Below are 17090 nucleotides of genomic sequence, written 5' to 3'. Positions count from 1 at the left end.
CTTGGAGTGGAACTTTAAAGAGATATGTATCGTAGGCCTTGGACTCATTGGAGGTTCATTCGCATTAAACCTCAAACTAAGAGGCTTCCCGGGGAAAATAACTGCTGTTGACATTAACCCAGAAGCTATAGAGAAAGGCATTGAGCTTGAAGTCATAGACTCAGGTAGCATAAAGCACTCCATAGCCGAAAGCGCAGACCTCATAGTCCTGTCTACTCCAGTTGGCGTTTACGAGGAGGTTCTTAAGCAGATAAAGCCTTTCATATCAAACAGGGCGATAGTCTCAGACCTTGGGAGCGTAAAGGGACACTTGGTCTATAGGTGTGAGGAAATCCTAAAAGGTATCGCTCCCTTTGTTGGAGGCCACCCTATAGCGGGTACGGAGAAGTCCGGCGTTGAAAACGTTGTAGAGAATCTCTTTGAAGGCGCAAAGTTCATCATTACCCCTACAGAGAACACAGACAGAGAAGCTATGGAAAAAATAGCCAACCTCTGGAGGAATCTCGGCTCAGAGATAGTCGTAATGGACCCTTACCACCACGACAGAGTCTTTGCCGCAGTTAGTCACCTACCCCACGTTGTCGCCTACTCTATCGTTGACGCCATAGATAAACTATCTAAGGAGCTCTCCACCAACCTTTTCCAGCTTACGGGGGGAGGTTTCAGGGACTTTACAAGGATAGCGATGAGTGACCCTGTTATGTGGAGGGACATCTGTATTGAAAATAGGGAAAACCTCCTAAGCGCCCTAAAAACTTTCAGGGAGTCAATAGAGAAAGTGGAAAAGCTTATAGAAAAGTCAGATGGAAACGGCCTTAAGAGCTTCTTTGAGAAGGCAAGGGAAAAACGGCGCTCGGTAAAGTAAGCCAAAAGTACGATGAACAAAAGCTTAATCCTATCTGCTGTCCTATCCTTAACTCTCCATCTTTTTGTTCTCTCCTTCCTTTTCCAGCAGGAAAGCTACAGAGCTCCCGTAAATCAAGAAAACAGCGTAACCCTAAGTTTCCTTGAAGAAAAGAGAGAAGAAAAAGAGAAAAAAGGAACAGAAAGAAAACAAGAACAGCAAAAAAGAGTAAAGATTCAAAGGAAAAGAACAAAACCATCTCATCCAACTCTTCAAAAAACCCAGAAATCTCTAAGACCTCCAGAAAAGCCCAAAAGAACAAAGGAAACAAAACAGAAAAAGAGTAACGTCCCTCAAAAAGAAACAAAAACTACAAAAACTACGAAAGAGGCTCTAAAAGAACCAACCTCCCCCAAGAACATCCAGAGTAATACTCCAGAAAAGCCACCTAAAGGTACTCAAAAAACAGAGGAAAAAAGAAAATTACAAAAATCTCCACACCAAGAGTCTCCAATAGAAGGTGAGAAAGAGAGAGAAAAGCCCTCAGTTAAAAGGAGCTCCCGTACCTCACATGCCGTTAAGAAGGAATTCAACAGGGAAAAGTACATATCAATGCTCGTTGCAGAGATTGAAAGGAGAAAGTTCTACCCGCCAATAGCAAGAAGAATGGGAATTGAAGGTGTTGTAAAAGTAAGAATAACCTTAGATAGAAGCGGAAAACTAAGGGAAGTAAGGGTTACATCTTCCAGCGGAAGTAAAATCCTTGATAGGGCTGCTGTAAAGTTAATGAAAAAGTGTCAGTTTCCTCCCTTACCCCCTGAGTACGATAAAAGAGAGTTTTCTGTAGAAATCCCAATCCGTTACACCCTCAAATGATTTTGTAGAATTTCGCAAGCAGTACCCCCTTTAGGAGAAGGAAATGGTAGAGGAGATATATCCACACATCTATTACCAAAATGGGATTCTTGAAATAGAAGGCGTAAAGGCAGAAAAACTCGCAGAAGAGTTTGGAACTCCCCTTTACGTCTATAGCAGAAAGGCCTTAGAGTACTGGTTCTCTGAGTTTGACGGAGCTTTTAAGGAGCTCCCCCACATAACCTGTTTTGCCGTCAAGTCCTGTTCAAACGTTCACGTCCTTAAGGTCCTAAAAGAGCTTGGAGCTGGAGCCGATACAGTTTCTGTAGGAGAGATATTCAGAGCTCTAAACGCAGGCATTGACCCCAAGAAGATAGTCTTTGCCGGTGTAGGAAAACGCCCCGATGAGATAGAGTACGCCCTTGAAAAAGGGATTCTTATGTTTAACGTTGAATCAGAGTCAGAGCTCTACACGATAAACAGGGTAGCAGAGAATCTCGGCAAAGTAGCCCCTATAGCTTTTAGAGTTAATCCGGAAGTTGACCCGAAAACCCACCCATACATCTCAACGGGACTAAAGGAAAGCAAGTTTGGCGTTACCCTTGAAGAAGCCGTTGACCTTTACAGGAAGGCAAGAGAACTTAAGTGGCTAAATCCTATCGGTATTCACTTCCACATAGGCTCTCAAATAACAGAACCTTCCGTTTTCAAAGAAGCCGCAGTAAAAGTTGCTAACTTGGTAAAGGAGCTCCACTCCCTCGGAATAGAAATAGAGTTCTTTGATGCAGGCGGAGGCCTTGGAATTAACTACAATCCAGCAGAGCCTCCCATCCCAGCTACAGAGCTTGCCAAACAGATAGTCCCAATAGTTAAAGAGCTTGGCTGTAAACTCATATTAGAGCCGGGAAGGAGAATCTCCGGAAACGCCGGCGTCCTACTAACAAGGATAATCTATAAGAAAGAGAGGGAAAACAAGCTCTTCTACATCGTTGATGCCGGAATGAACGACCTTGCAAGGCCATCCCTCTACGGTGCGTACCACCACATTATTCCCGCTACTTTAAAAGTATCTCCAACAAAGACAGCAGACGTTGTTGGTCCTATCTGTGAGACTGGCGACATCCTTGCTAAAGACAGGGAGCTCCCACTACTTGAAGAGGGAGAAATCATTGCAATCCTGAGCGCAGGGGCTTACGGCTTTACAATGGCCTCAAACTACAACTCACGGCCAAGACCAGCGGAGGTGTTAGTAGAAAACGGAAAACCGCGCCTCATAAGACAGAGAGAAACGTTAGCTGACCTAATAGCAAGAGAGTTCTAAAACGTTGTATTAGGTTTCCTCTGGCACTATAATAAAGCAACCTCAAGTGCCGGAGGAAGCCGTGAAACAGGGTGAAATTTCTTTCAGAACCTTAGAAGTTTTACCTGAACAAATTGAAACCCCTTCCGACAGAGACTTTTACATCAGGAAAAAAGGCGACAGGCTTCTCTTCCTGCTCCGAACTCCCAACAACTTATGGATAGAAATCAGCGTACCTGTAAGTGAAATCCTCCAGCACTTACCACCAGAGGTGGCAACCTTAAACAATATTGCTGACAAAATACCCATTGGTATTCTCATATTTAAAGAAGAAATCGTATATTCAAACGGTTTTATAGAGAAAATATTAGAAAAAGAGAAGGAAAAATTTACTAACCATGCAATCTCAGAAGTTTTTCCCAAAGAAATTGGAAAAAATCTGAAAAAACTACTGAACAAAAACTACGCTGAAAAACAGCTCACCCTAAAGTGGATAGGCCCAATAGAGACTTCTTCAAGAAACGAGCGGGTACTCCTGATAATCGCCACATCAGTCAGCCTACAGGACGAACCAATAGGAGTTGCCTTCTTTTTTGACATCACAGCAGAAAGACATTTCTTAGAGAAGATGGGAGACATCTACAGCTACGACCCCATAACTCGGCTTCCAAACTTCAAGAAGGCTTTGGAGTTCATTGAAAACCTAAGGAAACAACGCAGAAAATTCATAGTTGGAATAGTGGACATAGATAAATTCTACGTGATTAACAACTCACTTGGCATAGAAACCGGAGACAAAATCCTTCGGATGTTCGCCAATAGACTAAAAAGAAGTTTTCGCACCGACAGTTACTGGATATTCAGAATGATTTCAGACAAGTTCATCATAATAAGCCTGAACAACGAAAAAAACCTAAGTGAGGAAGTATCAACAATTGTCAGTAAGGTCAAAAAAATTCTTGAAAAACCGTTTAAAGCCGCAGGACGTGAAATTTTTTTGAACGTTAAGTTCGGTTTTTCTTCCTATCCAGAACACGGAGATGCGGTATTAACGAAAGCAGAAGTAGCTCTTAACACAGCAAAGGAAAGTGGTTCAGAATACTTGATATTTTCAAGAGAGTTAGAAACTTCAGGAGAAATACTGGAAATACTAAAACAAATAAAAGACGACCTAAAAAACAATAGAATTACCGTCTTTTTCCAACCGAAAGTAGATTTAAAAACAGGATACATAAAAGGAGCTGAAGCGCTCATGAGATGCTCCGTACCTCCTGCTCAAGCAATTCCCGTTATGACACGCTACGGTCTTCTGTTTGATATAGGTAACCTGATACTCTCTTCCAGTCTAAGAACTCTAAAAAACCTATTAGAGGAAGGATACAACATTTCTATGGCCGTTAACATTTCAATATCACAGCTCTTAGACCCCCGCTTCCTTCCAAAATTAAAGTACGAAATTGAAAAAGCAGAAATTCCTCCGGAGAAATTAATACTGGAAGTAACAGAAAGTGAAGCTACGATTAACTTAAAACAAGTTTTTGAAACTATAAAGGAGCTTGTAAACTATGGAGTAAAGATTTCAATTGACGACTTCGGAACTGGCTACTCTTCACTTTCAAGACTAAAACTCATTAAAGCCCACGAGTTAAAAATAGATACTTCATTTGTCAGGAATCTCCCCGAAAGTGATGAGGACAAAAAAATAGTGAAGTTTATCCTTGAAATTTCGGAGCTCCTCAATATGACATCAGTAGCGGAGGGTATTGAGAAAAGGGAACAACTTGAATTTCTGAAAAGAGAAGGCTGTTCTCTTGGACAAGGATTTCTATTTTCTCCAGCTGTTCCTGAAGAAGAGTTTAGAAAACTTTTAAAAAAGAGATTTGAGGTTTAAAAAGCCCCCCAAAGGGGGCTATATAACAGACATTAAACGTCAAAGTAGAGCATAAACTCCATAGGAGTTGGTCTGAGTCTTACAGGGTCTACCTCTTCCTTACGCTTGTACTCAATGTAGTCCTCAAGGAACTGTTCGGTCATTACGCCGCCCTTTGTAAGGAACTCGTAGTCCTTCTCAAGGGCGTCAAGGGCTTCTGCAAGGGAACCGGGAACAGTTGGAATGTCCCTGAGCTCCTCTGGTGGAAGGTCGTAGAGGTTCTTATCAACAGGCTCTCCGGGGTGAATCTTGTTCTCAATTCCGTCAAGACCTGCCATGAGGAGGGCTGTAAATGCAAGGTATGGAGCTCCGGAAGAGTCTGGGAATCTAACCTCAATCCTTTTAGCCTTAGGAGATGTAACAACGGGAACCCTGATAGATGCAGACCTGTTCCTTGCAGAGTAACAGAGGTTTACAGGTGCCTCATATCCGGGAACAAGTCTCTTGTAGGAGTTAACGGTTGGGTTAGTGAAAGCACAAACAGCCTTTGCGTGCTTGATGATTCCACCTATGAAGTAGAGAGCAGTCTCGGAAAGTCCGGCATAGCTGTCTCCGTGGAAGAGGTTCTCTCCGTTCTTCCAGATAGACATATGGGTATGCATACCGCTTCCGTTGTCGCCGTAAAGGGGCTTTGGCATGAAGGTAGCAGTTTTTCCGAACATCTTGGCAACGTTCTTAACGATGTACTTGAGCCACTGAACGTTGTCTGCAGCTTCAACGAGGTTTCCAAACCTAAAGTCTATCTCACACTGTCCACCTGTCGCAACTTCGTGGTGGAGGCACTCAATTACAAGTCCTGCCTCCTCCATCTTCATGGCCATAATCTTTCTGATATGGTCAAGCTGGTCAGATGGTGGTGTTGGGAAGTATCCACCTTTTACTTTAAGCTTGTGACCAAGGTTGGGGTTCTCGTCGGCTCCTGTTCTCCAGATACCCTCAGCGCTGTCAACTTCGTAGAAACCGAAGTTCATTCCTACGTCAAACTTAACGTCGTCAAAGATGAAGAACTCGGGCTCTGGACCGCAGTAAACGGTGTCGCCGATTCCAGTTGACTTGAGGTACTCAAGTGCCTTCTTAGCAATGTTCCTTGGATCCTTGTGGTATGGCTCCTTTGTAACAGGGTCAACGATGTCGGCAATAACTACAAGAGTTGGAACCTCAGAAAGGGGGTCAATTGTAGCAGTCGTTGGGTCAAGCTTAAACATCATGTCACTTGCGTTGATAGGCTGCCACTGACGGATTGAGGAACCGTCAAAGAAGAGTCCCTGCTCAAAGCTCTCCTCAGAAATCTCGTGAGCCGGGAAGGTAATGTGATGCCAAGTACCGAACATGTCGGTAAACCTGAGGTCTACGAACTTAATACCCTCCCTCTGGATAAGCTCTACGACCTCTTTAGCATTTTTGGGTCTCATGGGCTCCCTCCTTTCTATCTTAAATTGCATTTTCTCCCCTCTCACCGGTTCTTATCCTTACAGCGTCCTCTACAGGTATTATGAAGACTTTACCGTCCCCGATTCTTCCCGTTCTTGCAGCGTTAACGATTGTCTCTACCACTTTCTCTGCTATATCGTCAGGAACAACTACTTCAATTTTAATTTTCGGGATAAAGTCAACAACGTACTCTGCTCCTCTGTAGAGCTCCGTATGACCTTTCTGCCTACCAAAACCTTTAACTTCAGAAACGGTCAATCCCTGAACGCCAATCTCTGTAAGAGCATCTTTCACTTCTTCAAGCTTAAAAGGCTTAATAATTGCTTCTATCTTCTTCATTCTCAACCCCCAGCGAAAGTTACCAGCTATTTTAACAAAAAGCGTGCCAACTACCTTTCAAGGAGATTTCTTCGTTTTTACAAGGATTTACAGTAAAGACAGGGAAATAGAGCGCACAATTTTGGTGCAAATTCCTAATCCTACTGCACTACTTTTCAGCACACTTATTGCAGAGGCCGTAGAACTTGTACTCTATTTCCTCTACAATGTAGCCTTTCTGTTCCACCTTCTTACAGGTGTACCTACAAAGTGGAGTATCTACATCCTCTATCTTTCCACATTTTCTACATATAAAGTGGTGGTGAAAGTCCGTTCTTCTGTCAAAGTGAGATTGTTTGTTTACAACTATCTCCTTTATTTTTCCCTCAGAAACGAGTTCTTTAAGAACCCTGTAGACCGTTCCAAGGCTAATGGTGGGAAGCTCCTTCTTGGCCCTCTCGTAAATAACTTCTGCTGTCGGATGGTCGTTTGAGTCCCTTACAACTTGAAACACAACTGCTTTCTGTCTCGTGTTCCTTTTTTTCTTTTTCTCTACCGTAGCCAAAACATACCTCCGGGAATTTTAAGCATAATGATTACTACTATTATATAGCCTGAGAAAGACAAGTCCCAGCAAAAGCCGGGACTTTTATGAAAGTTATACCTTGAGCTTGTCCTCGGGGTAGGCTGTAATGTGGTGAATAGAAAGGTCTGCTCCTTGAAACTCTTCTTCCTCAGAAAGTCTTAGTCCCATTAACTTATCAAGAGCCCCGTAAAGGAGAAAACCGCTTAAGAGGGCGTAAACCACGGTGAGGAGAGCTCCAAAAACTTGAGAAGCTAAAGAAACTCCTCCTAAACCGCCCAAGAACTCTTGACCAAATATACCTGCCGCAACTCCTCCCCAAACGCCACAAAGACCGTGGAGAGGCCACACTCCAAGAACATCGTCAATCTTAAGCTTTTCCTGCTCCCAGACAAAGGCCTTAACGAAAATCAGCGCTGCAACAAGCCCAATAAAGAAAGCCCCAATGGGGTTAACGATGTCAGAACCTGCACAGACAGCAACAAGACCTGCGAGAGCTCCGTTGTGGATAAAACCGGGGTCGTTCTTGCCAAAAACGAGTCCCCCTATTATTCCGCCAGCCGTTGCAAGAAGGGAGTTTACAGCAACAAGGCCGGAAATCGTCTCAATACTCTGGGAGCTCATAACGTTAAAGCCGAACCAGCCGATTATCAGTATCCAGCTTCCAAGAGCAAGGTAAGGAATGTTGCTAATTGGTATAGGTTTTGACCTGCCCTTTACGTACCTACCCATCCTTGCACCAAGGATAAGCATAGCCGGAAGTGCAATCCAGCCACCGAGGCCGTGAACTACCATAGAGCCGGCAAAGTCATGTATTGGTGCACCAAAAATGTGCTCCACCCACCCCTGAAACTGGGATGACCACCTTTCCGCCCAGATGAGGGCCTCAAAAAACGGATAGATAACTCCGGCTAAGAAGAACCCTGCCGTTACGTAAGGCCTAAACTTCATCCTCTCTGCAACGCCGCCAGAAACGATGGCAGAGATGCAGGCAGCAAACATAAGGAGGAAGAAGAACCTAACGAGCTCAAAGCCTTGGTCGGCGGTTAAGCTTTGAGCAGACTGAATGAAGGAAACCTTGTGGGCAAGAGGGTAACCGATAAAGTAGTAGGCTAAAGTGGCAATGGACACGTCAACGATAATCTTAACGAGGGCGTTAACTTGGTTTTTCACCCTTACCGTTCCTGCCTCAAGGAAGGCAAACCCAGCGTGCATTGAGAGAACCATCACCGCACCGGCAAGAAGGTAGAAGACGTTAAGGGACTGAACGAGCTGCTTGATGCCCTCTTCAACCATACTTTTCCTCCTCTAAAGGGGTTTTCCGTTTTTAGTAGCAAAAGCCGTGCCACGAAGGGGACAGGAAGAGGTTTTGATAAGATTTCAGAAAACTTCTTGGAGAGAAGGATGAGGAAAGCACTCCTCCTTGCAGGCATTCTCTTGACATCTTGTTCGTTATCTCCCTTCGGTAATAAGGAGCCGCAAGTTTATCCGACTTACGCCCCGAAAGAGAAAACACAGGAAAGCAGACTTGGACTTAAAGGCGTTGAGAACGTTCTCTTCTACATGAAAAAGGAATTCTCACCGGTTGAGGGTGAAATTGTCTTAAACAGCTATGACGGATTCATTATTGACCTCGGCAAAAAGAACGGTATTTCTGAAGGAGACAGGTTTATCTCTGAAAGCGGCGCAGTTCTAAAGGTAAAAGAAGTCAGAAACGATTACTCAGTAGCACTTCCAACCATAGGAAATCCCTTAGTAGGAGAAAAAGTCAAGAAGTTCTCCTTTAATAAAGCCCTCTTCATTGACTTTACAGGAGAAAAGGGTAAGGAACTCCTTTCAAAGCTAAAGGAAGAAGTCAAAACGTTAAACCTTGCTCCCTACGAAGAAGGAGAAAAGTTCAAAAAGCTCTTTGGCCTTAAGTTCCCATCCGACTTTAGGAGGAAAGTACCTGCAGAAAAACTCTTAGGGTATGACGGTTATCTAGTAGTATCAGAGAGAGGAGTTGAGGTCTACGATAACACGAAAAAGCTGGTAAAGCTCTTCCCTTGGGAAGGAGCTCCAGCATCCTCCTTCCAAGTTGGCATCAGCTCAGGATACAAGGTGGTCCTTGACCTTAAAAGCCACGCAACGAGCCTTTTTGCCGGCAACATTGATAAAACACCTCAAAAAGAGCTCGTAGTTGCAACAGAGAACGACATACGGGTCTACCACGTAAACACTTATGGAGTATCAGAAGTTTACAGGTTTAAAAACCCATTCCCCGGTTCTTACCTTTTCCACATTTCCCCAGTTGACTTAGATAGAGACGGAAAGCTTGAGTTAGTCATAGACGGCTTCTACCAAGAAACAAAGAGCGTCTCTTCCGGAGTATTTACAGTTAAAAACGGCAAGCTAAGGAAACTTGCCAAGTCAAACCTTATCCTCTCCGGTTTTGACACTGACGGAGACGGCGTAAACGAAACCTTGTATGGACAAAAGGTCAGCAGTGAGCTTGATAAGTTTTTTGGGAAAGACGTATGGATAGTAGAGCTTAAAGGCAACAAACTTGTAAAAGGTAAGAAAGTCTCTGTTCCACCGGAGTTTCAGGTTACAAGCGCTCAGAGCTTTAAGGTTGGGAGCAAAACGCTCTTTGCCTACTACGACCTTGATTACTTCTTTAACGTTTCAGACGGTAGCCAAATCCTGTGGCGCTCGCCGATCCAGATAGGTGCATCCCCGAACAGTATTTACTGGTACGTTGACGATACACTTGTTAGCTACTACATCACGCCTAAACCTAAACCAGTAGATGTAAACGGAGACGGGGAAGAAGAGGTTCTCTTCTCCCAGAATAAGAACGCTGCTCCCGGTATCTTAAGGAACATCTACACCTTTGACGGCGGAAGGGTTCTACTCCTTTATAGGAAAGGAACAACTTTTGACTGGGAGGAAGCCACAGTTCCCATCTACAAGCTTGGAGGTCTTGAGGAGTTTGACTACATACCTGAATACGACCTCTTAGTAGCAGTATTCACAGAGTCGGGTATTTTCAAAAGACCCAAGTCAAAACTCCTATTCGTTAGCCCACGCTTTTAAAGGGGAAAAACCTTGAAAGCAGCGGAGTTCATAAAAAGGGAAACGGGAATAGAGGAGTTTGATATCGCAGTTGTTGGCGGTTCTGGAATAGACTTGGGGAGCTCCTTCATTGAAATCCCCTACTCTGAGATACCCGGAATGCCAGAAACCGCCGTCCCGGGACATCAGGGAACGCTTAAAGTAACAGAGATTGGAGGGAAGAAGGTTCTACTCTTTCAGGGACGATTTCACTACTACGAAGGAAGAACAGATGAGGAAATAAGGTTCATTCCGTTCTTAGCTTCTTGCCTTGGCGCTAAAGTCTTCATACCGACCTGTGCCTCAGGGGCAATATCAAGGAGAGCAGCTTCTGCTGAAATCGGGGTAGTCGTTGACCACATCAACCTGATGGGGAGAAACCCGCTAACCGGACTGATAAGCTCTTTTGGAGATAAGGTTTTCCTTAACGCAAAAACCCTTTACGATAGAGAGCTCTCTACCCTTTTTTTAAAAACGGGACTTGAGCTCGGCATTAAGGTAGTGTCGGCAGTGCTTGCAGCTACCTTAGGGCCAAACTATGAAACCTTTGCCGAGATAAGGTTTTTAGAGCTCGCTGGAGCAGACTGCGTCAGCATGTCAACAGTCCCGGACGCCTTAGCAGCAGCTTTCTACGGAATGAAGGTTGGAGCTCTAACGATATTCACAAACGACGCCCTAAAGCCAGAAGCAAGCCACCAAGAGGTCTTAGAGGTCTCCTCTAGAAGGTCTGAAAAACTCTCAAAACTTTTAAGAACAGCCATTAGAAACTTTTGACAAAAAACTCCTCTTGACTATAATTCCACCTATCACAGGAGACTTCGCTTAGGAGGTGCAAATTGTCAACCAAGAGGACATATCAGCCAAGCAGGCTTCACGGTAAAAGGGTTCACGGTTTTAGAGCAAGGATGAAGACAAAATCCGGAAGGGAAATCCTCCGCAGAAGGAGGAGAAAGGGTCGCTGGAAGTTAACGGTGAGTGACGAGTGGAAGAGAAGGTAAGGTTCACTTTCCGCAAGTATGAAAGGCTCAGGAAGCAGTCGGAGTTTGAGAGGGTATTCAGCTACGGGAAGAGCCTCGGTGGCTCCACCGTGGCTTTTTATTTTGCTCCAAACGATTTAGGATACGCAAGAGCGGGATTCATAGTATCAAAGAAGGTTTGCAGGAAAGCCGTTGAGAGGAACCGAGCAAAGAGGCTAATGAGGGAAGTTTTCAGACTTAACAAGCATAAGCTCAAGCCAGTTGATATAGTTTTTATAGCACGAAAAGGGATAAAAGGGAAAAAATTTCAAGACGTAGAAAAGGACTTTCTGAAACTGGCGAGGAAAGCCGGCATTTTAAGGGATGAAGAATGAAGGAAGTTTTGATACTCCTCATCAGGCTCTACCAGAAGTTCGTATCACCCCTATTTCCCTCAAGCTGCAGGTTCTATCCTTCCTGTTCCTCTTACGCGATTATGGCAATTGAAAAGTACGGGGTCATTAAAGGCGGCCTCAAGGCTACATGGAGAATTTTACGCTGCAATCCTTTTTCAAAAGGTGGAATAGACTATCCGTAACAAGGAGAGGAAAATGGAAAGAAGTAAATTAAACTCTTTCATACAGGCTGCACTACTTGCTCTAATAGCCGTTCTGGGATTTCAGCTATTCTTTGGCAGCGGGAAGGAGAAAAAAGAGCAGGAGCTCCCCAAAAAGACTAAAGCAACAAAACAGGAGAACATCCCTTCAAGGGAAATCGGCGATATCGTAAAGGTTGAAACTCCCCTCTACACAGCCGAAATCTCCACCGTTAACGGTAAACTACTCAAACTTACCGTTAAGAAGTACAACGCCCAGCTCGTTTCAGAATCTGCCAAGAATCTTGGTATTTATCCACTTATGACCGTCTCAACCGACAAGACCCTCTCCCGAGAGTTAGCCGCTTTAAAACTCAATCCAGACAGGAAAGAAGTTATCGTTAAGGATAAACCCGTTTCCCTTAAGCTTGAAGGAAAACTTTCCGACGGCAGAGTGTTTAGGAAAACTCTCACCTTCTACCCGGATTCCTACCGAATTGACCTCAAAACGGAACTTAAAGACGCAGACCTAATAACAGTGATAGGTCCCGACATAAAGGTAAACGAGGCTCACACTTCCCGTATGGGACACATAGGCCCCGTCGTAGAGACGGATAAAGAGGTCTTCAGAATAGAACCTAAGGAATTAAACGGCTTTATAACTTTCAGCAATGCAAAGTGGGCTGGTGAGGAGGAAAAGTACTTCCTCCTTGCAGTAAAAGACACAGGTTTCCCCGTAATGGTTGAGAAAGTAGAAAACCACACAGTAGTGAAGGCCTTTACCGAGAGCGGAACATTCTTTGGCGGTCCTAAGGAGATTAAACAGCTTGAAGCTGTCGGAATGGATAAAGCAATAGACTTTGGAATATTTGGCTTCTTAGCAAAACCCCTTCTAAAGTTCTTCCTGTTCCTCCATAAGTTCATACCTAACTGGGGACTCGTAATCATCGTCCTGACTCTGATTATCAAAGTACTCCTCCACCCGCTTACCCACAAGAGCTTTGAGTCAATGAAGAAAATGCAGGAGCTTGCTCCAAAACTTGAAGAAATCAAGAAGAAGTACGGCAATGATCCCCAGAAGCTTAACGAGGAAGTAATGAAACTCTACAGAGAAGCAGGCGTTAACCCAATGGGAGGTTGCCTGCCAATACTCCTTCAGATTCCAGTATTCTTTGCCCTTTATGAAATTTTCCTCAACGCCGTTGAGCTTAAAGGGGCTTCATTCCTCTGGGTAGCAGACCTTTCAGTTCCTGACCCAACTTACGCAATGCCAATACTGATGGGCGTTTCTATGATACTCCAGCAAAAACTTACCCCAACAACCAACCCTCAGCAGGACAAAATATTCATCATAATGGCTATAGTCTTCACGTTCATGTTCGCAACGTTCCCGGCTGGACTGGTTCTCTACTGGTTAACGAACAACATCATAACTGCTATTCAGAACCTTCTAATCAACAAAACCTTACAGAGGAAAGCAGGTTAATGGAATCGGGCAGTCTGACGGTTTACTACTTTATACTGCCTGCTCTCGTTCTGCTTTCCGGCCTCTTTTCTGCCTCTGAAACGGCCTTTTTCTCCCTCAATACACTTAGACTGGAAAGGCTCGCAAAGGAAGGTAACAAGAAGGCAGCAGAAGCCCTTAAGCTTCTTCAGAACCCTGCTAACCTCATAGCTACAATCCTCATCGGCAACGAGATGGTTAACGTTGCCATAGCTGCAACTTCAACAATGCTCTTTGTAAAACTCCTCGGAGAAGAGGAGGGAGCAACCTTAGCTGTTCCTGCAACAGTGATAACGTTACTTATCTTTGGCGAGGTAACCCCAAAAACCTTAGCCATAAAGTACAGTGAAAAGTACGCCTTCTTTATACTGAACTTCATTAAGGCTGTAGGTGCAGTCATTACCCCTTTAAGGTTTCTGCTCGTTGGAGTAGCCACTATACTACTTAAACCATTTGGAGTTGAGCTATTCAACAAGCCAAAGGCTATAACCGATGAGGAATTTATGATACTTGTATCTGAGGGTGCTAAGGAAGGCACTATTGCCCAAGAGGAGAAGGAGCTCATAGACAGAACCCTTGACCTTGGAGAGATGGACGTAAAGGAGATAATGACTCCAAGGCATAAAATTTTTGCCCTGCGTGAGGAGCTCACAGTCCAAGAGGCCATTGAAAAGATTAAGGATAAAAAGTTTTCCAGAATTCCCGTTTACAAGGACTCCCTTGACCAAATTACCGGAATTCTCTATACGAGAAAAATACTTCCGCTAAAACTTGAACCTCGCGAGCTTAAAAAACCAATAAAGGAGTTTATGGACGAACCCTACTTTGTTACCGAGTTCTTAACCCTTGACAGGCTACTGGAGGACATGCAGAGAACAAAAAAACACATGGCTATTGTTGTTGATGAGTATGGTAACACAGCAGGCCTTGTAACCCTTGACGATATATTAAACGAAATCGTCGGGGAAAGTCCGGAAGAAAGCAAAGAACTCTCGGAAGACAGACTAAGACTTGCCGGCGACACTCCTATAGACGAAGTGAAGGAGCTCCTACACTTAAGAGAAGACGAAATCCTCTCTGAAGTTGATACCCTCGCAGGCCTCTTAATGGCACTTACAGAGAGAATCCCTAAAAAGGGAGAATCTGTTGGCTATCAGGGCTACACCTTTACCGTTGAGGAGACTGAAGGGAACAGGATAACTTCCGTAATCGTGGAGAAAAGGAAATAATGGAGCTGCTGCCGTTTATCCTTATAATAGTATGCGTACTCTTTGAAGGATTCTTTTCCGGCAGCGAGATAGCGATAGTTTCCCTTCCGCGGGTAGAACTGCAAAAAAAGCTTCAGAAAAGAGAGAAGGGAGCTCTCCTTTTAGATAGGTTACTAAAAGAGCCCGAAAAGCTCCTAACGACGACACTCATAGGAACAAACCTCTCCACAGTCACAGGTTCAGCCATATTTACAACGGCCATTCTGGACACCATAACGGCCACATTCCCCTCCCTGAAAAGTTACCCAGAAGTTGTAACAGTCCTCTGCTTTACCCCCATAACCCTCACCTTTGGGGAGCTCATACCTAAGAGCCTTTTTCAGAAATACTCCCACAGGATAGCCTTCAAGATAGTCTACCCCATTTACTTCTTCTACATCCTCTTTAAGCCCGTGTCTATCTTTGTCATGGGATTTGCCCGCTTCCTCGCTAAACGTGTAGGTGCAGAGTCAAGGGAAAGCCCCTTCGTAACAAAAGAGGAACTCAAGCTCCTCGTAGAGAGTGCCTCAAGGCTAAAAGTGGAGAGAACGGAGAGGAACATCCTCAGGAATATACTTCGTCTGAGGGAAAAGACTGTTGGAGATATCTACGTACCCCTTTTAAACGTCGTTGCAGTTGAGGAGGGAGCTCCAATAGAAGAGGTCCTTAGACTGTCGGAACAGTCAGGCTTTTCAAAGTTTCCCGTTTACAGGAACAGATTTGACAACATCGTCGGCTACATATCCATATCAGACCTTCTAAACGTTAAAGACGGAAAGGTTAGAGTAAAGAGCTTAATGAAGCCGATACTGATATTCCCCGAGTACATGAGCATCTTTGAAGCCCTAAAAGAGTTTCGGAAGACGAAAGAACAAATGGCAATAGTAGTTGACGAGTACGGCTCAACCCTCGGAATTGTTACCCCTGAGGATATCCTTGAAGAGATAGTAGGAAAGATAGAGGATGAGTTTGACAAACCCGGCGTGAAAGTAACTAAGAAGGAAGGAGAGATAATTGCCGACGGAACCGCTGAAATAGACGAGATAAACCGATTCCTCAAAAAGCCCCTTCCAACAGCTCCAGATTACGCTACAGTAGCGGGACTCATTCTCTCAAAGCTTGGAAGGTTCCCCCAGAAAGGAGAAAAAGTAAGGCTAAACACGGCAGAACTCACCGTTCTTGAGGTTGACCCAAAAAAGATAAAGAAAGTCAGAATCAGGGAGCTGTAATTCTCCTAAGTAAAGACTCTATCATGGTAAGAGGGAATATCCCCGCCCACCTTGCAGACTCCTTTCCGTCAACTTCAAGGATAACAGCCGGAGCGGTGAAAACCATTTTCTCGGCTGCAACTTCAGGGTTTCTGTCAATGTCCACTTCCTCAAAGGAAGCCCCGTAACTTAAGGCAAGCTCCTCAAGCTTTGGCCTTAAGGCCGAACACCTCCCACACTCCTTTGAAGAGAAAAGAACCAACTTTATCCTCATTTCCACCTCTTCCTATCTAAAAGCTTCACAGTTGCGTAAACACATCGGTTGTAAGGCACTGGAACTCCCTTCTCCTCTGCCTTCCTTATGAGAGCTCCAGTAATACCTTCAAGCTCTATTGGCTTACCCCTTTCAAAGTCAAGTAGCATAGAGGTCTTGTAGTTTTTGAGGTCTGGGGAAGAGCGTAGGTAGTTCTCCATAACTTTGGGTTTAAGCTTTACGCCGTAGCTTTCGGCCACTTTATAGCACTCAAGCATTAGATTCTTAAGCACCTCATAGGTTTCAGGCATTTCAAGCATTTCACCGACGGTAGCTCTCGTTATCACGGAGTAGGGATTAAAGGCAACGTTCCAAACGAGTTTTTTCCACAGGGTATAGCGAATGTCCCTTGAAACTCTTGCTTCAATTCCACACCTTTTAAGCTCTTCAACGAGCCTTTCAACCCTTTCAGTAACTTCTCCCGTCATCTCACCTATCTCAAGGAGTCCAGCCGCCTCGTGGACGACAACTCCCGGCTCTTTAACGTAAGCACCAATAAAGGCTGTAGCTCCAAGGACGTGCTTTTCCCCCAAGAACTTGGCAAGAATCTCCTCGTTCTCTATACCGTTTTGAACAGAGACTACAACGGTATCCTCTTTAAGAAGGGGCTTTATCCGAGGGGCTACTTTTTCAGTATCGTAGGACTTTACGCAGACAAGAACTACGTCCGCCTTACCAGCCTCCAAAGGTTTATCTGTAAAAAAAACCCTCCTTCCATCCTCTTTAACGGTCCACTGGCCGTGCTTAAAACTTTTAACTGTTAAACCTTTCTCCTTCATAGCTTTTAGTTTTTCGCCCCTTGCAATAAAAACAACTTCATTGCCACCCCTTGCAATCATCCCGCCGTAAAAACCGCCTACCCCTCCTGTGCCGAAAATGACAAACTTCATCGGCAGCTCCTAAAAAAGAGTAA

The 17090-nt window shown here is 44.4% G+C and carries 18 protein-coding genes; 12 read left to right on the top strand and 6 right to left on the bottom strand.

Going from position 1 to position 17090, the window contains the following annotated elements; translation table 11 throughout:
* The first annotated feature begins 1 nt into the window (after position 1).
* From CLV27_RS07470 to CLV27_RS07455, 4 genes are all read left to right on the top strand, one after another.
* Positions 2 to 865 carry a prephenate dehydrogenase gene (locus CLV27_RS07470; protein WP_132527409.1) on the top strand — a complete coding sequence of 288 codons (864 nt, stop codon included), beginning with the start codon at positions 2 to 4 and terminating at the stop codon, positions 863 to 865.
* Between the two features lie 12 nt (positions 866 to 877).
* Entirely contained in the window at positions 878 to 1720 is an 843-nt protein-coding gene (locus CLV27_RS07465) for an energy transducer TonB (RefSeq protein ID WP_132527407.1), read from the top strand.
* Between the two features lie 43 nt (positions 1721 to 1763).
* Positions 1764 to 3020, top strand: a complete 1257-nt coding sequence (gene lysA / locus CLV27_RS07460) for a diaminopimelate decarboxylase (protein WP_132527405.1) — start codon at positions 1764 to 1766, stop codon at positions 3018 to 3020.
* A 61-nt stretch (positions 3021 to 3081) separates the two neighbouring features.
* Positions 3082 to 4890: a putative bifunctional diguanylate cyclase/phosphodiesterase gene (locus CLV27_RS07455; RefSeq protein ID WP_132527403.1), complete on the top strand. Its 1809-nt coding sequence runs from the start codon at positions 3082 to 3084 to the stop codon at positions 4888 to 4890.
* A gap of 32 nt (positions 4891 to 4922) precedes the next feature.
* Here CLV27_RS07455 and glnA read toward each other — a convergent pair whose 3' ends face one another.
* The 4 genes from glnA to CLV27_RS07435 form a co-directional block, all read right to left on the bottom strand.
* Positions 4923 to 6341: a type I glutamate--ammonia ligase gene (glnA, locus tag CLV27_RS07450; RefSeq protein WP_132527401.1), complete on the bottom strand. Its 1419-nt coding sequence runs from the start codon at positions 6339 to 6341 to the stop codon at positions 4923 to 4925.
* Between the two features lie 19 nt (positions 6342 to 6360).
* On the bottom strand, positions 6361 to 6699 hold the full coding sequence (locus CLV27_RS07445; protein WP_132527399.1) for a P-II family nitrogen regulator: 339 nt from the start codon (positions 6697 to 6699) through the stop codon (positions 6361 to 6363).
* A gap of 148 nt (positions 6700 to 6847) precedes the next feature.
* Positions 6848 to 7243, bottom strand: a complete 396-nt coding sequence (locus tag CLV27_RS07440; protein WP_132527396.1) for a Fur family transcriptional regulator — start codon at positions 7241 to 7243, stop codon at positions 6848 to 6850.
* A gap of 93 nt (positions 7244 to 7336) precedes the next feature.
* Positions 7337 to 8557, bottom strand: coding sequence for an ammonium transporter (locus tag CLV27_RS07435; protein WP_132527394.1), 1221 nt, complete (start codon positions 8555 to 8557; stop codon positions 7337 to 7339).
* A 108-nt stretch (positions 8558 to 8665) separates the two neighbouring features.
* Here CLV27_RS07435 and CLV27_RS07430 point away from each other — a divergent pair, with 108 nt between their 5' ends.
* The 8 genes from CLV27_RS07430 to CLV27_RS07395 all read left to right on the top strand — a co-directional run bounded on the left by CLV27_RS07430 (position 8666) and on the right by CLV27_RS07395 (position 15885).
* Entirely contained in the window at positions 8666 to 10336 is a 1671-nt protein-coding gene (locus CLV27_RS07430) for a VCBS repeat-containing protein (RefSeq protein ID WP_132527392.1), read from the top strand.
* A 12-nt stretch (positions 10337 to 10348) separates the two neighbouring features.
* Positions 10349 to 11128 carry a purine-nucleoside phosphorylase gene (locus CLV27_RS07425; protein WP_132527390.1) on the top strand — a complete coding sequence of 260 codons (780 nt, stop codon included), beginning with the start codon at positions 10349 to 10351 and terminating at the stop codon, positions 11126 to 11128.
* 62 nt (positions 11129 to 11190) lie between these two features.
* Complete coding sequence (gene rpmH, locus CLV27_RS07420) at positions 11191 to 11352, top strand: 50S ribosomal protein L34 (RefSeq protein WP_132527388.1); 162 nt, start codon at positions 11191 to 11193, stop codon at positions 11350 to 11352.
* Positions 11337 to 11705: a ribonuclease P protein component gene (gene rnpA, locus CLV27_RS07415; protein WP_132527386.1), complete on the top strand. Its 369-nt coding sequence runs from the start codon at positions 11337 to 11339 to the stop codon at positions 11703 to 11705. The genes rpmH and rnpA overlap by 16 nt, the downstream gene beginning before the upstream one ends.
* Complete coding sequence (gene yidD / locus CLV27_RS07410) at positions 11702 to 11908, top strand: membrane protein insertion efficiency factor YidD (RefSeq protein WP_132527384.1); 207 nt, start codon at positions 11702 to 11704, stop codon at positions 11906 to 11908. The genes rnpA and yidD overlap by 4 nt, the downstream gene beginning before the upstream one ends.
* Positions 11909 to 11921: 13 nt before the next feature.
* On the top strand, positions 11922 to 13391 hold the full coding sequence (gene yidC, locus CLV27_RS07405; RefSeq protein ID WP_132527382.1) for a membrane protein insertase YidC: 1470 nt from the start codon (positions 11922 to 11924) through the stop codon (positions 13389 to 13391).
* On the top strand, positions 13391 to 14638 hold the full coding sequence (locus CLV27_RS07400) for a hemolysin family protein (RefSeq protein WP_132527380.1): 1248 nt from the start codon (positions 13391 to 13393) through the stop codon (positions 14636 to 14638). The genes yidC and CLV27_RS07400 overlap by 1 nt, the downstream gene beginning before the upstream one ends.
* Positions 14638 to 15885, top strand: a complete 1248-nt coding sequence (locus CLV27_RS07395) for a hemolysin family protein (RefSeq protein ID WP_132527378.1) — start codon at positions 14638 to 14640, stop codon at positions 15883 to 15885. The genes CLV27_RS07400 and CLV27_RS07395 overlap by 1 nt, the downstream gene beginning before the upstream one ends.
* On the opposite strand, the gene CLV27_RS07390 is transcribed toward CLV27_RS07395, so the two are convergent.
* The gene (locus CLV27_RS07390) at positions 15872 to 16138 is read right to left on the bottom strand and encodes a thioredoxin family protein (protein ID WP_132527376.1); all 267 of its coding nucleotides are present in this window, start codon (positions 16136 to 16138) and stop codon (positions 15872 to 15874) included. The two genes, CLV27_RS07395 and CLV27_RS07390, sit on opposite strands and share 14 nt — an antisense overlap.
* The gene (locus CLV27_RS07385) at positions 16135 to 17067 is read right to left on the bottom strand and encodes a ketopantoate reductase family protein (protein WP_132527374.1); all 933 of its coding nucleotides are present in this window, start codon (positions 17065 to 17067) and stop codon (positions 16135 to 16137) included. The genes CLV27_RS07390 and CLV27_RS07385 overlap by 4 nt, the downstream gene beginning before the upstream one ends.
* Positions 17068 to 17090: the final 23 nt, after the last annotated feature.

It is taken from the genome of Phorcysia thermohydrogeniphila, from assembly GCF_004339575.1.
In the GTDB taxonomy this organism is placed as follows: Bacteria; Aquificota; Aquificia; order Desulfurobacteriales; family Desulfurobacteriaceae; genus Phorcysia; species Phorcysia thermohydrogeniphila.
Note: the sequence above shows the minus strand (reverse complement) of the source record. Positions and strands in the feature narration are given on the sequence as shown.

What these genes read in the sequence shown, in the direction of transcription:
- CLV27_RS07465 (WP_132527407.1), top strand. Translation starts at nt 878, where the DNA reads ATGAACAAAAGCTTAATCCTATCTGCTGTCCTATCCTTAACTCTCCAT.
- lysA (WP_132527405.1), top strand. Translation starts at nt 1,764, where the DNA reads ATGGTAGAGGAGATATATCCACACATCTATTACCAAAATGGGATTCTT.
- glnA (WP_132527401.1), bottom strand. Translation starts at nt 6,341, where the DNA reads ATGAGACCCAAAAATGCTAAAGAGGTCGTAGAGCTTATCCAGAGGGAG.
- CLV27_RS07445 (WP_132527399.1), bottom strand. Translation starts at nt 6,699, where the DNA reads ATGAAGAAGATAGAAGCAATTATTAAGCCTTTTAAGCTTGAAGAAGTG.
- CLV27_RS07435 (WP_132527394.1), bottom strand. Translation starts at nt 8,557, where the DNA reads ATGGTTGAAGAGGGCATCAAGCAGCTCGTTCAGTCCCTTAACGTCTTC.
- CLV27_RS07430 (WP_132527392.1), top strand. Translation starts at nt 8,666, where the DNA reads ATGAGGAAAGCACTCCTCCTTGCAGGCATTCTCTTGACATCTTGTTCG.
- yidD (WP_132527384.1), top strand. Translation starts at nt 11,702, where the DNA reads ATGAAGGAAGTTTTGATACTCCTCATCAGGCTCTACCAGAAGTTCGTA.
- yidC (WP_132527382.1), top strand. Translation starts at nt 11,922, where the DNA reads ATGGAAAGAAGTAAATTAAACTCTTTCATACAGGCTGCACTACTTGCT.
- CLV27_RS07400 (WP_132527380.1), top strand. Translation starts at nt 13,391, where the DNA reads ATGGAATCGGGCAGTCTGACGGTTTACTACTTTATACTGCCTGCTCTC.
- CLV27_RS07395 (WP_132527378.1), top strand. Translation starts at nt 14,638, where the DNA reads ATGGAGCTGCTGCCGTTTATCCTTATAATAGTATGCGTACTCTTTGAA.
- CLV27_RS07390 (WP_132527376.1), bottom strand. Translation starts at nt 16,138, where the DNA reads ATGAGGATAAAGTTGGTTCTTTTCTCTTCAAAGGAGTGTGGGAGGTGT.
- CLV27_RS07385 (WP_132527374.1), bottom strand. Translation starts at nt 17,067, where the DNA reads ATGAAGTTTGTCATTTTCGGCACAGGAGGGGTAGGCGGTTTTTACGGC.